This window comes from Streptomyces sp. NPDC048560 (assembly GCF_040650955.1).
Lineage (GTDB): Bacteria > Actinomycetota > Actinomycetes > Streptomycetales > Streptomycetaceae > Streptomyces.
In genome coordinates, this window is sequence record NZ_JBEZIJ010000006.1 from 350,467 (window position 1) to 364,800 (window position 14,334).

Genomic DNA, 14,334 nt, shown 5'->3' on the forward strand with positions numbered 1-14,334 from the left:
TCACGCGTCCACCTTAAGCACCTGACGAATCGTCAGGAAGAGCGCTGTCCCCCGGCGGTCCGCACACCCTGTCCCGGCCAGGTCGTCCGGACGGTCTTACTGACCACGGGTGACGGGGTCTAGGGTGGCCTCCGTACTCGCGGGAGCCCGGACGCACCGGGCTGAGAGGGAGGCTGGGCGGCCTCCGACCGTACGAACCTGATCCGGGTCATGCCGGCGAAGGGAGGGGCTGGAAGCCCATGCGTGCTCCACGGACCGCGAACGGTTACGACGTCCTGGTCATCGGGGGCGGCATCATCGGACTTGTGACCGCCTGGCGGGCGGCACAGCGCGGCATGTCCACGGCGGTGGCCGACCCGGACCCCGGGGGCGGAGCCGCCTCCGTGGCGGCCGGGATGCTTGCCGCCGTCACCGAGCTCCACTACGGCGAGCAGACCCTGCTCGGCCTCAATGTCGCCTCCGCGGCCCGCTATCCCGCGTTCGCGGCCGAGCTGGAGGAGGCGAGCGGCCAGGAGATCGGCTTCCGCGCCTGCGGCACCCTGGCCGTGGCGCTGGACTCCGACGACCGGGCCCATCTGCGCGAACTGCACGCGTTGCAGCAGCGTTCCGGGCTGGAGTCCGAGTGGCTCACCGGCCGCGAGTGCCGCCGGCTGGAGCCCATGCTGGCCCCCGGTGTACGCGGCGGGCTGCGCGTCGACGGCGACCACCAGGTCGACCCCCGGCGCCTCGCCGCAGCGCTGGTGACCGCCTGCGAACGCGCCGGGGTGGTCTTCCACCGGGCCTGGACGCGGCGGCTGACCGTCACGCACGACCGGGCCGCGGGAGCCGTGACGGAGGAGGGCGCGGAGCTCTTCGCCGATCAGGTCGTCCTCGCGGCGGGCAGTCTCAGCGGCCGGCTCGCGGGGCTGCCCGACGATGTCGTCCCCCCGGTCCGCCCGGTCAAGGGCCAGGTGCTGCGGCTGACCGTGCCCCCCGCGTACGCGCCCTTCCTCAGCCGGACGGTGCGCGCCGTCGTCCGGGGCAGCCACCTCTACCTCGTCCCCCGGGAGAACGGCGAGCTCGTCGTCGGCGCCACCAGCGAGGAACTGGGCTGGGACACCACCGTCACGGCGGGCGGGGTGTACGAGCTGCTGCGCGACGCGCACGAGCTGGTGCCCGGCATCACCGAGCTGCCGCTCACCGAGACGCGGGCGGGCCTGCGCCCGGCCTCTCCCGACAACGCGCCGCTGCTGGGCCCGACGGCCCTGCCCGGCCTCCATCTCGCCACCGGCCACCACCGCAACGGGGTGCTGCTGACCCCGGTCACCGGCGACGTGATGGCGCACGTGCTGACCACCGGCGAGCTGCCGGAGGTGGGCCGCCCGTTCACTCCGAGCCGTTTCGCCCCCTCACCCTCCGCCGCCCCCGTGCCTCAGGAGCAGCCCGCATGACCGAGCACCTGTCCGGCCCCGTTCTGATCTCCGTGAACGGGGAACGCCGGAGCATCCCCCTCGACACCCCCCTGGAGACGCTCGTGGCGACGCTCACCGCCTCGCACTCCGGGGTGGCCGCCGCCGTCAACGAGGCCGTCGTACCGCGCAGCGAGTGGTCCTCCACCGCGCTCGCCGACGGAGACCGCGTCGAAGTTCTCACCGCCGTCCAGGGAGGCTGACCCGATGTCCGACGATCTCTTCACTCTCGCCGGCAGCCCGTTCACCTCCCGGCTGATCATGGGTACGGGCGGCGCTCCGAGCCTGGAAGTCCTCGAACGCTCCCTGATCGCCTCCGGCACCGAGCTGACGACCGTGGCGATGCGCCGGCTGGATCCGACGGTGCAGGGCTCGGTCCTCTCCGTCCTGGAGCGGCTCTCCATCCGCGTCCTGCCGAACACGGCGGGCTGCTTCACCGCGGGCGAGGCCGTGCTGACCGCCCGGCTGGCCCGGGAGGCGCTGGGAACCGACTGGGTCAAGCTGGAGGTCGTGGCGGACGAGCGGACACTGCTGCCCGACCCGATCGAGCTGCTGGACGCCGCCGAGATCCTCGTGGACGACGGGTTCACGGTGCTGCCGTACACCAACGACGATCCGGTGCTCGCCCGGAAGCTGGAGGACGTGGGGTGCGCGGCGATCATGCCGCTCGGCTCCCCCATCGGCTCCGGGCTCGGCATCCGCAACCCGCACAACTTCCAGCTGATCGTCGAGCGGGCCGGTGTGCCGGTGATCCTGGACGCAGGTGCCGGCACGGCCTCGGACGCGGCCCTCGCGATGGAGCTGGGCTGCTCGGCCGTCATGCTGGCGTCGGCGGTGACCCGGGCGCAGGAGCCGGAGCTGATGGCGGGCGCGATGAGACATGCGGTGGAGGGCGGGCGTCTGGCGTTCCGGGCGGGCCGGATTCCGCGCCGCCACTTCGCGGAGGCCTCGTCCCCGGGTGAGGGCCGCGCCGTACTGGACCCGGAGCGTCCGGCGTTCCGGTAGGCCCCTTGGATGTGCCCCTGTCACGGCTCGGCTGCAGTAGGGCACCGGGACCGCCCGGACCGTCGGCGGTGTCAGCGGCGGCTCGTAGACTCGGTGCGTGGATACGACCCTCCAGGACCCCATGATCGGGCAGCTGCTCGACGGCCGCTATCGCGTCGACGCGCGCATCGCCGTCGGCGGCATGGCCACGGTCTACCGGGCCATGGACACCCGGCTCGACCGGGTGCTCGCGCTCAAGGTGATGCACCCGGCCCTCGCGACCGACGCCTCGTTCGTCGAGCGCTTCATCCGCGAGGCCAAGTCGGTGGCCAGGCTCGCGCACCCCAACGTCGTCGCGGTCTTCGACCAAGGCGCCCAGGGGGCGTACGTCTACCTGGCGATGGAGTACGTGGCGGGGTGCACCCTGCGTGACGTCCTGCGCGAGCGCGGCGCCCTGCGGCCCCGGGCCGCGCTGGACATCATGGAGCCGGTCCTGGCCGCCCTCGGCGCCGCGCACCGCGCGGGCTTCGTGCACCGGGACATGAAGCCGGAGAACGTCCTGATAGGGGACGACGGCCGGGTGAAGGTCGCCGACTTCGGGCTGGTACGGGCGGTGGGCACCGTCACCGAGACCACCGGTTCGCTCCTGGGCACCGTGTCGTATCTCGCACCCGAACAGATCGAGCACGGCACGGCCGACACCAGGGCCGACGTGTACGCGTGCGGGGTCGTCCTCTACGAGATGCTGACCGGCGGCAAGCCGCACACCGGCGAGACCGCCGCCCAGGTCATCTACCAGCACCTCAACGAGGACGTCCCGGCCCCGTCCGCCGTCGTCCCGGGTCTCCCGGTCGGGCTGGACGGCCTGGTGGCGAGCGCGACCGCCCGCAACCCCGAGGTGCGCCCGCACGACGCGGTGGTCCTGCTGGCCGAGGCGCGGGAGTGCCGGGCCGCCCTCACCGACGAGCAGCTGGATACCAAGCCCCCGCAGGCACGCGGCGAGGAGCACGACGGCGCCGACGACCGTACGAGCGTGATTCCGCGGGTGCTCCCGCCCGGCGCGGGCACCACCCATCACACCAGCCGGCTGGAGATGCCGCCGCCCCTGCCGCCCCGGAGGACCGGGCCCGGCCGGCGCGGCCTCCTCGGCGCGGGTCCCCGGCGCGGCATAGTCGCCGCGCTCGCCGCCGTCCTGCTGGTGCTGGGCGTCGGCGCGGGCGTCTGGTACATCAACTCCGGACAGTTCACCCGGGTCCCCTCGCTGCTGGGCCAGACGGAGAAGACCGCCGAGCAGCGGCTCCGGGACGCCGGTCTCGACGTGAAGCGGATCGACCGCGCCTTCAGTGACACCGCCGCCCGGGGCACCGTGATGGGCAGCGACCCGGGTTCCGGCGAGCGCATCCGGGGCAACGACTCCGTTCGGCTCGTCGTCTCCAAGGGGCCGGAGATGGTGGACGTCCCCGATCTCGCGGGCGTCACTCCCGCCGAGGCGCGGCGCGATCTGAAGGAAGCCGGTCTGGTGCCCGGGATGGTGACCCGGGAGTTCAGCGAGGACGTGGCACGGGGCGACGTAGTCCGTACGGACCCCGAGGCCGGCACCGAGCGCCGCTCCGGGTCCGCCGTGGCCCTGGTGGTCAGCAAGGGCGCCCCGGTCGAGGTCCCGGACGTCACCGGTCTCTCGGTCCAGGACGCCACCGCCGCGCTGGCGGAGGAGGGCCTGAAGGCAGAGGTCCGGCCCGGCCGGGTGAACTCCGCCGAGGTCGCGGGTGACATCGCCGAGCAGTCACCGGCGGAGGGCGCGGAGGCCGCCGAGGGCGACTCCGTGGAGCTCACGGTCTCCAAGGGGCCGCGGATGCTCGACGTCCCGGACGTCACGGGCATGGACGTGGACGAGGCCAGGGGCACACTGGAAGAGGCGGGATTCGAGGTCGAGGTCGACCGGCCGTTCCTGTCCTTCAGCGACACCGTCGAGAAGCAGTCCGTCGACGGCGGCGAAGAGGCCGCCGAGGGCTCCACGATCACCATCAGGACCAAGGGACTGTAGATCCACATGCGAAACCCGGTAGGCGCTCATGTCCCGGTGGCGGGCGGGCTCGCCAAGATCGGCCTCGAGTACGCTCGCGAGCTGAGCGCGGAGGCCGTCCAGGTCTTCGCCGCCAATCCGCGCGGCTGGGCGACTCCGGCCGGGAATCCGGCGCAGGACGAACTGTTCCGCACGGAGTGCGAGGCGAGGTCGGTCCCGGCGTACGTCCACGCGCCGTATCTGATCAACTTCGGCTCGCACACGCAGGCCACGGTCGAGCGGTCCGTGGAGTCGCTGCGCCACTCCCTGCGCAGAGCCAGGGAGATCGGGGCGCTGGGCGTCGTGGTGCACACGGGTTCGGCGACCGGCGGGCGGCCGCCGTCGGAGGCCCTCGCGCAGGTGCGCAGGCACATGAGGCCGCTGCTCGACGAGCTGACGCACGACGACGATCCGTTCCTGCTGCTGGAGTCGACGGCGGGGCAGGGAGCCTCGCTCTGCTCGCGGACGTGGGACTTCGGCCCGTACTTCGAGGCGCTGGACTCCCATCCCAAGCTGGGCATCTGCCTGGACACCTGCCACATCTACGCCGCGGGGCACGATCTGACCGGCCCCGCCGGTATGCGCCAGACCCTGGATCTCCTGGTGGACACCGTCGGCGAGGGCCGGCTGAAGCTGATCCACGCGAACGACTCCAAGGACGTGGTGGGGGCGCACAAGGACCGGCACGAGAACATCGGCGCCGGCCACATCGGTGCGGAGCCGTTCCGCGAGCTGTTCTCGCACCCCGCGACCGACGGCGTACCCCTGATCATCGAGACGCCCGGCGGCAAGGCGGGACATGCGGCGGACGTGGCACGGCTGAAGGAGCTACGCGATACCGAGAACGCTTGAGGAATACCCCTAGGGGGTATACGGTTCATGTTGTCGACAGGAACCGCCATCCGGCTTTGGGGGAAGACCATGAGGCACGACCACGACACCCGCCACGACCCGCACGCCGGGCACACCCGGACGCACGGCGAGCACACGGGACACGGGGGCCACGGCGAGCACGCGGGTCACGGCACTCCCGCCCCCGCGCCCGCCCGGGCAAGCTGGGGCATGGCCGCGAAGGCCACGCTGCACTGCCTCACCGGGTGCGCCATCGGCGAAGTGCTCGGCATGGTGATCGGCACCGCGCTCGGCTGGGGCAACGTACCGACGATGGTGCTGGCGATCACCCTGGCGTTCTTCTTCGGTTACGCGCTCACGCTGCGCGGGGTCCTGAGGGCGGGCGTCGACTTCCGTACGGCGTTCCGGGTGGCCCTGGCGGCCGACACCCTCTCGATCGCGGTGATGGAACTGATCGACAACGGCGTGCTGGCGCTGTGGCCGGGGGCCATGGACGCCCACCTGGCGGACGCGATGTTCTGGATCGTCCTGGCCATCGCACTGGCTGCGGCATTCGTCATCACGGTGCCGGTCAACAAGTGGATGATCGGCCGCGGCAGGGGCCACGCCGTGGTGCACCGCTACCACCACTGAGGCACGGAACCCCGCAGGTCAGAGCTCGGGGCCGTCTCCGGGCCCTTCCTGGTAGGAGTAGCGCTGCTCGCTCCACGGGTCACCGATGTTGTGGTAGCCGCGCTCTTCCCAGAAACCGCGACGGTCGGCGGTCATGTACTCGATGCCGCGGACCCACTTGGGCCCCTTCCAGGCATAGAGGTGCGGCACGACCAGCCGCACGGGAAAGCCGTGCTCGGCGGTCAGCAGTTCGCCGTCCTTGTGGGTGGCGAAGACGCTTCCCTCGGCCACGAAGTCGGCCAGACGGAGATTCGAACTGAATCCGTACTCGGCCCACACCATCACGTGCGTGACATGGGGTGCGGGTGGCGCCAGTTCCACGAGCGTGCGGGCGAGGACCCCGCCCCATTCGGCGCCGACCATGCTGAACTTCGTCACGCAGTGCAGGTCCGCGACGACCGAGGAGAACGGCAGAGCCGTGAACTCCTGGTGGTTCCAGCAGCGTTTCTCGCCGTCCGCGGTGGCTCCGAAGACCCGGAACTCCCAGCGGTCGGGCTTGAACTTGGGTACGGGCCCGTAGTGGGTGACCGGCCAGCCGCGCTGCAGGCGCTGCCCCGGCGGAAGCTCGGACTGCCCTGATTCGCTGTATTCCCGGCTTTCCGGCTGACCCATGCCTCCATGGTGACAGACAGCCAGGGGTGGTCATGACCAGGGCAGAGTCGATTGGGGCAACTCGTACTAAGCGTGCACTTACTGGACGACCGGGAAGCGCAGTGCGAGGATGCGGCCAACTTGCCCAGTACACCGGTTGGAAGGAGCCTCTGCGATGCAGGGCGACCCCGAGGTCCTCGAGTTCCTGAACGAACAGCTGACCGCCGAACTCACTGCGATCAATCAGTATTTCCTGCATGCAAAGATGCAGGACAACTTCGGCTGGACGAAGCTCGCCAAGTACACCAGGGCAGAGTCGTTCGACGAGATGAAGCACGCCGAGATCCTGACCGACCGGATTCTGTTTCTCGACGGTCTGCCCAATTACCAGCGACTGTTCCACGTACGGGTCGGCCAGACGGTCACCGAGATGTTCCAGGCGGACCGGCAGGTCGAGGTCGAGGCGATCGACCGTCTCAAGCGGGGCATCGAACTGATGCGCAACAAGGGCGACGTCACGTCCGCAAATATCTTTGAGTCGATCCTCGCGGACGAAGAGCACCACATCGACTACCTCGACACCCAGCTGGAACTGGTCGAGAAGCTCGGCGAGGCGCTGTACATCGCGCAGTTGATCGAGCAGCCCGAGAGCTGAGCCTGGAGAACGGACTCGCGCCCGAAGGCCGAGCCGGAGGCCCGGAGGGGCTCAGGCGGCGTCGGAGAGCCGAATGTCCGGCGACGTACCGGCGCCGACGGGTGCGGCGCCGATGGCCGGGCCGGCCACCGAGCCCTGCTTCTGGTCGAGCAGATCGCGGCGCGGGCAGTCACCACGGCCCAGGAGCGCCTGGATCCTGCGGACGCAGCCACCGCAGTCCGTACCGGCCTTGCAGGCGGAGGCTATCTGGCGGGGCGTGCAGGCGCCTTCGTCCGCATGCTTCCTGACCTGCTGTTCCGTGACTCCGAAGCACGAGCAGACGTACACGCGGTTCACCTCCCGCCGGGGATCGTTCGCTGGGGCCGCCCCGATCTTTTCGGTGAGGCTAACCTAACCTTACCCGCCACCCCTGGCGGGTAAAAGCCCCGGAACGCCCTGTGGGGCACGGATCACATCGATCCGTGCCCCACAGTCGTACAGTCCGGCGGTTCCTACTGGTCGCGGTACATCTCGGCGACGAGGAATGCCAGGTCGAGGGACTGGCTGCGGTTGAGGCGGGGGTCACAGGCCGTCTCGTACCGCTGGTGCAGATCGTCCACGAAGATCTCGTGGCCGCCGCCGACGCACTCGGTGACATCGTCACCGGTGAGCTCGACGTGGATGCCGCCCGGGTGCGTCCCGAGGCCCTTGTGCACCTCGAAAAAGCCCTTGACCTCGTCCAGGACGTCGTCGAAGCGGCGGGTCTTGTGACCGGACGCGGCCTCGAAGGTGTTGCCGTGCATCGGGTCGGTGACCCACACGACGGTGGCACCGGAGGCGGTGACCTTCTCGACGAGCTCGGGGAGCTTGTCGCGGACCTTGTCGGCGCCCATGCGGACGATGAAGGTCAGCCGGCCCGGCTCGCGGTCGGGGTCGAGGCGGTCGATGTAGCTGAGCGCCTCGTCGACGGTGGTCGTCGGGCCGAGCTTGATGCCGATGGGGTTGCTGATCTTCGAGGCGAACTCGATGTGCGCGCCGTCCATCTGGCGGGTGCGCTCACCGACCCACACCATGTGGCCCGAGGTGTCGTACAGCTTGCCGGTACGCGAGTCGACGCGCGTCAGCGCCGTCTCGTAGTCCAGCAGCAGACCCTCGTGCGAGGCGTAGAACTCGACCGCCTTGAACTCGGCCGGGTCCGTGCCGCACGCCTTCATGAAGTTCAGCGCGTTGTCGATCTCACGGGCCAGGGCCTCGTAGCGCTGACCGGAGGGCGACGACTTCACGAAGTCCTGGTTCCAGGCGTGCACCTGGCGCAGGTCGGCGTAACCACCGGTGGTGAAGGCACGGACCAGGTTCAGCGTGGAAGCGGATGCGTGGTACATCTGCTTCAGCCGCTGGGGGTCCGGGATGCGGGCGGCCTCGGTGAAGTCGAAGCCGTTGACGGAGTCGCCGCGGTAGGTCGGCAGCGTCACGCCGTCGCGGGTCTCGGTCGACTTGGAGCGCGGCTTGGAGTACTGCCCCGCGATCCGGCCGATCTTCACGACGGGAACGGAGGCGGCGTAGGTGAGGACGGCGCTCATCTGGAGCAGCGTCTTGAGCTTGGCTCGGATGTGCTCGGCCGACACGGCGTCGAACGCCTCGGCACAGTCGCCACCCTGCAACAGGAAGGCCTCGCCCTTGGCGACGGCTCCCAGGCGGGCACGCAGCTGGTCGCACTCGCCCGCGAAGACGAGCGGCGGATACGACTCGAGGTCCGCGAGCACATCGCGCAGGGCCTCGGAGTCGGGGTACTCAGGCTGCTGCGCCGCGGGAAGGTCTCGCCAGGTCGCCTTGTCGGCGACGCTTTGGGATTCAGCTTTCACGATCACGACAGCAAGACTACGGGGTCGCCGCTCCTCGGCAGGTACTCGCTCGCCTGATGAGACAGACCGTCCGAATCGGGCTTTCCGCGAAGGTCCGCGCCATGAGCGCCCCGGACCGGCCGTCGTGCGCTACGATCCACGGCATGTTCGCGCAGACAGTTCAGAACTGGTGGTGGACCGCTCATCCGGCGGCCCGCTGACTCATCGCGCGTACACACTTCGCGAAGGCCGCCCGAGGGGCGGCCTTCTCTGCGTTTCGGAGCCGTTCCTCCTCCTCATCGGAAGGAACACCCATGCCCGACCGCGTGACCGACCTCGTCCAGCGACTACTCCGGGACGACTCCCCGCCGTTCGCACTGCTGCGCAGGCGTACCCCCGGCCACGACCACGACACGGTCGACGTCCTCATCGGCCAGGTCAGGGAGGCGGACCGGCTCGCCGACATCGCCGTGGGCGAGCGGCCCTCACTCGCCCTGGTGCCGTTCAGGCAGATCGCCGAGCGGGGCTTCGACGTCCGGGACGACGGCACGCCGCTGTCCGTCCTCCTCGCCGATGAGTCGTACGCGCTGCCGCTCGACGAGGTGATCGCCGCACTGCCCGCCCATGAGGTGCGCGTGGAGGGCGGAGGCTTCGACGTGCCCGACGCGGAGTACGCGGAGACCGTCCGGCGCGTGATCGAGGACGAGATCGGTCAGGGCGAGGGCGCGAACTTCGTGATCCGGCGGACCTTCGGCGGCGAGATCCCCGGGTTCGGCAGGGCCGACGCGCTGTCCCTGTTCCGGCGGCTGCTCTCGGGCGAGCGGGGCGCGTACTGGACGTTCGTCGTCCACACCGGGGACCGGACGCTGGTCGGTGCCAGCCCCGAGGTGCATGTGCGGATGTCCGGCGGGACGGTCGTGATGAATCCGATCAGCGGCACCTACCGCTATCCGGCCGGCGGGCCGACGGCGGAGAGTCTGCTCGCCTTCCTGGGCGACCGCAAGGAGACCGAGGAGCTCTCCATGGTGGTCGACGAGGAACTGAAGATGATGTGCACCGTGGGCGACATGGGCGGGGTGGTGATCGGCCCCCGGCTGAAGGAGATGGCCCACCTCGCGCACACCGAGTACGAACTGCGGGGCCGCTCCTCGCTGGACGTCCGCGAGGTCCTGAAGGAGACGATGTTCGCGGCGACGGTCACCGGCTCCCCCGTACAGAACGCCTGCCGCGTCATCGAGCGCTACGAGCCGGACGGCCGGGGCTACTACGCGGGCGCGCTGGCCCTCCTCGGTCTCGACGCGAACGGCGCCCAGACCCTGGACTCGCCGATCCTGATCCGTACGGCCGACATCTCGGCCGACGGCCGGCTGAAGGTGCCGGTCGGCGCCACCCTCGTACGCCATTCGGACCCGGAGAGCGAGGTCGCCGAGACCCACGCCAAGGCGGCCGGTGTGCTGGCGGCCCTCGGTGTGCGCCCGGGGCGGCCGCGCGCGGAGGCGGCCAGGCCGCAGCTGGCCGCCGATCCCCGGGTGCGGGCGGCGCTGGACGACCGGCGCGGCGGGCTCGCACCGTTCTGGCTGCGTATGCAGGAACGCACGCGTGAGCTGTCCGGTCACGCGCTCGTGGTGGACGGCGAGGACACCTTCACCGCGATGCTGGCGCATCTCCTGCGGTCGTCGGGTCTCGACGTGTCGGTGCGGCGCTACGACGAGCCGGGACTGCGCGAGGCCGTGCGGGCGCACGAGGGGCCCGTCGTGCTGGGACCCGGGCCCGGGAATCCCGCCGACGCCGCCGATCCGAAGATGGTGCTGCTGCGCGGACTGGCCGCCGAACTGCTCAGGGATCACCGGCACGGGCTGCTGGGAGTCTGCCTCGGGCACGAGCTGATCGCGGCGGAGCTGGGAGTGGAGATCGTCCGCAAGGCCGTGCCGTACCAGGGGGCTCAGACCCGGATCGAGCTGTTCGGCCGTCCCGAGACCGTCGGGTTCTACAACAGCTTCACGGCCCGCTGCGACGGGGCGACGGCCGCCGGGCTGGCCGTGCGCGGCATCAAGGCGAGCCGGGACGCGGACACGGGTGAGCTGCACGCACTGCGAGGGCAGGGTTTCGCCTCGGTGCAGTTCCATCCGGAGTCGGTGCTGACGCTGCGCGGGGCCACGATCGTGACCGAGCTGCTGGCAGGGCTGCCGGTCCTCAGCTGAATCCGGGGAACGCGGGCCCCGGTGACCCTGCCGGGGCCTCAGTTCGAGGGCGGGGCCGGCACGAGCACGTTCTCGCTGCGCCGGCCGGCCAGGTAGTCGGCGACGTTCCGCACGGTGGCCTCGATGATCTGGCCCACCGCGTCCCGGGTGTAGTAGGCCTGGTGCGAGGTCACGACGACGTTCGGGAAGGTGACCAGCCTGGCCAGGGTGTCGTCGTCGATGCCTTCGAGGGACTTGTCGAGGAAGAAGAGCCCGGCCTCGGCCTCGTACACGTCGAGTCCGACACCGGTGAAGCGGCCGGCCCGCAGCTCGGCGACCAGGGCCCTGGTGTCGATGAGTCCGCCGCGGCTGGAGTTGACCAGGATCACGTCGTCCTTCATCGAGGCCAGGGCCTCCTCGCCGATGATGTGGTGGGTCGACGGGAGCAGCGGTACGTGCAGGCTGATCAGGTCGGCCTCGGCGAGAAGCTGGTCCTTCTCGACGTACTTCATGCCGAGCTCCAGGCAGGCCGCGTTCTCCGCGATGTCCCAGCCCAGGAGGTTCATGCCGAAGCCGTGGGCGATCCGGGTGAAGGCCTCACCGATCTTCCCCGTGCCGATCACTCCGACGGTGCGCCCCCGCATGTCGCGTCCGAGGAGACCGTCGAGGCGGAAGTCGAAGTCCCGGGTGCGGCTCGCGGCGCGGATGATGCGCCGGTTGACCGCCATCGCCAGGGTCCAGGCGAACTCGGCGACGGAGTACGGCGAGTAGTACGAGACGCGGGCGACGCGCAGGGCCAGGCGTTCGGCGACGTCGAGGTCGATGTTGTTGAAGCCCGTGGAGCGCTGGGCGATCATCTGCGTGCCGCCCGCGGCGAGGGTCTGCAGGACCTTGCCGCTGAGGTCGGCGTTGACGCTGGTGGAGACGATCTCGTACCCCGCCGCGATCGGCGCGGTGTCCCTGTTCAGGAAGACGTCCAGGCACCGGACGTCGTGCTGTCCCGCGAAGGCGTTCTCGATCAGGGGCTTCTCGTCGGACTGCACACCGAAGGCCAGGATTTCCACGACGTCTCCCGATTTTCGCACCCGTGCCGGTCTTCGCGAATATACGGCCGGGACCTGCCGCGCGCCGCTCAGCCGACGTCGTCGAGGCCGCGCTCGATCGCGTACCGCACGAGCTCCACCCGGTTGTGCAGCTGGAGCTTGCCGAGGGTGTTCTGCACGTGGTTCTGGACGGTGCGGTGGGAGATGACGAGCCGCTCGGCGATCTGCTTGTACGAGAGTCCCTTGGCCACCAGACGCAGCACCTCTGTCTCGCGGTCGGTGAGTTCCGGGGCCTTCGGTACGTCGGACGCCGCAGGGACCGGGTCGGAGGCGAGCCTGCGGTATTCACCGAGGACGAGACCGGCGAGGCCCGGGGTGAAGACGGGGTCGCCGGCGGCGGTGGAACGCACCGCGTCGGTCAGCTCCTGGGTGCTGGCGGACTTCAGCAGGTAGCCGGTGGCTCCCGACTTCACCGCCTCCAGGACATCGGCGTGCTCTCCACTGGCGGAGAGCACCAGGACCCGCAGTGCGGGAGAGGAGCCGACGAGTTCCTTGCAGACCTGGACACCGGGCATCCCCGGCAGATTCAGGTCGAGTACGAGGACATCGGGCCTCGCGGCCTTCGCCCGGCGGACCGCCTGCGGGCCGTCGCCCGCGGTCGCCACCACGTCGAAGCCGGACTCGGCCAGGTCCCGGGCGACCGCGTCACGCCACATGGGGTGGTCGTCGACGACCATCACCCTGGTGGCCTTCGCCTGGGCTTCCTGCGCGTTCGGTGTGGTCATCGGACCGGCCCTGCCTTCCCCCGTGAAACTTTCGGAATCTTCAACTCGACCTCGGTTCCCTGGCCGGGCACCGAAATCAACGCGGCCGTGCCGCCCAGGTCACGCAGGCGCCCGCGGATCGACAGGGCCACCCCGAGGCGCCCCTCACCCTCCGCCTGGGCGAGCCTGCCTTCCGGGATGCCCGGGCCGTCGTCCCGGACGGTCACGATCACTTCGTCCCGCTCGTCCTCGACCAGGATCCACGCCTGGGCGTCCTGTCCGGCGTGCACCCGCACATTGTCCAGGGCGGCACCGACGGCGGCGGCGAGTTCCCGGGCCGCCCCGGGCGGCAGCAGCACCGGAGCACCCGGTTCCGCGAAGCTGACCCGTGAGGAGGCGTGCGGCGCGAGCAGGGCGCGCAGATCGCACTCGGCTCCCTCGGCCCCCTCGTCCACATCCACGATACGGACGACGGCGCCGTCGGCCGCGTCCTCGGAGACCCGGGTCGCGGGGACGAGGCCGCTGGAGACGAGGGTGCGCAGGGCGACTTCCTGTTCGCCGGCCATCCTGCCGAGTGCGGCGGCCTCCCCGCCGAGTGCCGAGCCGCGGCGCTGCACCATCGCGAGGACCTGGAGGACGCCGTCGTGGATGTCGCGGGCCAGTCGCTCCCGTTCACGGGTGGCGGCCTCGATCTCCAGGGCGCGGGCCAGGGTGCGTTCACTGGCGCGGGCCACCTCGACGACGTACCCGATCGCGATGGAGGCGACCCAGACCAGCAGGACGTTGTGCACGGTGTCCCTGCTGGGGTGGCCGCGCTCGACGATGTTGGCGGCGGCGACGAAGGTGGAGGCGAAGGCAGCCCACCGCCAGCCGCCCTTGATGGCGAAGGCCAGGACCGAGCCGGCCGTCCAGATCGAGGGGAGCGTCGGGCCGTCGATGTGCCGGGCCTCGAAGTCGGCGAGCGGGGTGAGGAGGATGCCGGTGAGGGCGATGACGAGGTCCGCGCCGAGGAAACGCTTGCTGCAGCGCGCGGCGCCGGCGACCCGGGGAAGGGTGGCCAGGGTCCAGACGACCATCACGGCCAGATAGACGACCGCCACCCACAGCCGCTCGTAGTCCCCGCGGCCGATGACCGCGATGAGCACCGCGTAGCCCATGGTCAACAGGCGGTACGCCGTCAGAGCACGCCACAACGGCTGCTCGACGGACATCCGCACGACCCGCTCGCGCTTGGTCATCTCCCCCACCCCCCGGCGGACAGCG

At 70.6% G+C, this 14,334-nt stretch carries 15 protein-coding genes and 1 riboswitch; of the genes, 9 read left to right on the top strand and 6 right to left on the bottom strand.

Annotation, left to right across the window (positions count from 1 at the left end; genetic code table 11):
- The first annotated feature begins 129 nt into the window (after nt 1-129).
- Nucleotides 130-242, top strand: a riboswitch (TPP riboswitch).
- From thiO to AB0C82_RS18780, 6 genes are all read left to right on the top strand, one after another.
- On the top strand, nt 240-1,430 hold the full coding sequence (gene thiO / locus AB0C82_RS18755; protein WP_362842898.1) for a glycine oxidase ThiO: 1,191 nt from the start codon (nt 240-242) through the stop codon (nt 1,428-1,430). (Overlaps the previous riboswitch by 3 nt.)
- On the top strand, nt 1,427-1,651 hold the full coding sequence (thiS, locus tag AB0C82_RS18760) for a sulfur carrier protein ThiS (RefSeq protein WP_362842901.1): 225 nt from the start codon (nt 1,427-1,429) through the stop codon (nt 1,649-1,651). Before thiO ends, thiS begins: the two co-directional genes overlap by 4 nt.
- A 4-nt stretch (nt 1,652-1,655) precedes the next feature.
- The gene (locus tag AB0C82_RS18765) at nt 1,656-2,453 is read left to right on the top strand and encodes a thiazole synthase (RefSeq protein WP_362842903.1); all 798 of its coding nucleotides are present in this window, start codon (nt 1,656-1,658) and stop codon (nt 2,451-2,453) included.
- Nucleotides 2,454-2,550: 97 nt separating this feature from the next.
- Nucleotides 2,551-4,476: a Stk1 family PASTA domain-containing Ser/Thr kinase gene (pknB, locus tag AB0C82_RS18770; RefSeq protein ID WP_362842906.1), complete on the top strand. Its 1,926-nt coding sequence runs from the start codon at nt 2,551-2,553 to the stop codon at nt 4,474-4,476.
- Nucleotides 4,477-4,482: 6 nt separating this feature from the next.
- On the top strand, nt 4,483-5,346 hold the full coding sequence (locus AB0C82_RS18775; RefSeq protein ID WP_362842909.1) for a deoxyribonuclease IV: 864 nt from the start codon (nt 4,483-4,485) through the stop codon (nt 5,344-5,346).
- A 69-nt stretch (nt 5,347-5,415) separates the two neighbouring features.
- Complete coding sequence (locus AB0C82_RS18780; RefSeq protein ID WP_362842912.1) at nt 5,416-5,979, top strand: DUF4396 domain-containing protein; 564 nt, start codon at nt 5,416-5,418, stop codon at nt 5,977-5,979.
- An 18-nt stretch (nt 5,980-5,997) separates the two neighbouring features.
- Here the strand turns inward: AB0C82_RS18780 and AB0C82_RS18785 are convergent, their stop codons facing one another.
- Nucleotides 5,998-6,630 carry a sulfite oxidase-like oxidoreductase gene (locus tag AB0C82_RS18785; protein ID WP_362842914.1) on the bottom strand — a complete coding sequence of 211 codons (633 nt, stop codon included), beginning with the start codon at nt 6,628-6,630 and terminating at the stop codon, nt 5,998-6,000.
- 154 nt (nt 6,631-6,784) lie between these two features.
- Here AB0C82_RS18785 and bfr point away from each other — a divergent pair, with 154 nt between their 5' ends.
- A complete protein-coding gene (gene bfr, locus AB0C82_RS18790) occupies nt 6,785-7,264 on the top strand; it encodes a bacterioferritin (RefSeq protein ID WP_362842916.1) in 480 nt (159 codons plus the stop codon).
- A 51-nt stretch (nt 7,265-7,315) separates the two neighbouring features.
- Here bfr and AB0C82_RS18795 read toward each other — a convergent pair whose 3' ends face one another.
- Together AB0C82_RS18795 and AB0C82_RS18800 are read right to left on the bottom strand one after the other, a co-directional pair.
- The gene (locus tag AB0C82_RS18795; RefSeq protein ID WP_362842918.1) at nt 7,316-7,591 is read right to left on the bottom strand and encodes a (2Fe-2S)-binding protein; all 276 of its coding nucleotides are present in this window, start codon (nt 7,589-7,591) and stop codon (nt 7,316-7,318) included.
- 164 nt (nt 7,592-7,755) lie between these two features.
- The gene (locus AB0C82_RS18800) at nt 7,756-9,105 is read right to left on the bottom strand and encodes a class II 3-deoxy-7-phosphoheptulonate synthase (protein ID WP_362843179.1); all 1,350 of its coding nucleotides are present in this window, start codon (nt 9,103-9,105) and stop codon (nt 7,756-7,758) included.
- 143 nt (nt 9,106-9,248) lie between these two features.
- On the opposite strand from AB0C82_RS18800, the gene AB0C82_RS18805 reads away from it, so the two are divergent.
- Together AB0C82_RS18805 and AB0C82_RS18810 are read left to right on the top strand one after the other, a co-directional pair.
- Nucleotides 9,249-9,305, top strand: a complete 57-nt coding sequence (locus AB0C82_RS18805; RefSeq protein WP_356707688.1) for a trp operon leader peptide — start codon at nt 9,249-9,251, stop codon at nt 9,303-9,305.
- Nucleotides 9,306-9,398: 93 nt separating this feature from the next.
- On the top strand, nt 9,399-11,285 hold the full coding sequence (locus AB0C82_RS18810; RefSeq protein ID WP_362842920.1) for an anthranilate synthase family protein: 1,887 nt from the start codon (nt 9,399-9,401) through the stop codon (nt 11,283-11,285).
- Between the two features lie 38 nt (nt 11,286-11,323).
- Here the strand turns inward: AB0C82_RS18810 and AB0C82_RS18815 are convergent, their stop codons facing one another.
- The 3 genes from AB0C82_RS18815 to AB0C82_RS18825 all read right to left on the bottom strand — a co-directional run bounded on the left by AB0C82_RS18815 (nt 11,324) and on the right by AB0C82_RS18825 (nt 14,309).
- Nucleotides 11,324-12,328: a 2-hydroxyacid dehydrogenase gene (locus tag AB0C82_RS18815; protein ID WP_362842922.1), complete on the bottom strand. Its 1,005-nt coding sequence runs from the start codon at nt 12,326-12,328 to the stop codon at nt 11,324-11,326.
- Nucleotides 12,329-12,396: 68 nt separating this feature from the next.
- Nucleotides 12,397-13,092 (bottom strand): response regulator transcription factor, encoded by a 696-nt coding sequence (locus AB0C82_RS18820; protein WP_362842925.1) that lies wholly within the window; start codon nt 13,090-13,092, stop codon nt 12,397-12,399.
- Nucleotides 13,089-14,309 carry a DUF5931 domain-containing protein gene (locus AB0C82_RS18825; protein WP_362842928.1) on the bottom strand — a complete coding sequence of 407 codons (1,221 nt, stop codon included), beginning with the start codon at nt 14,307-14,309 and terminating at the stop codon, nt 13,089-13,091. Before AB0C82_RS18825 ends, AB0C82_RS18820 begins: the two co-directional genes overlap by 4 nt.
- Between the last annotated feature and the right edge of the window lie 25 nt (nt 14,310-14,334).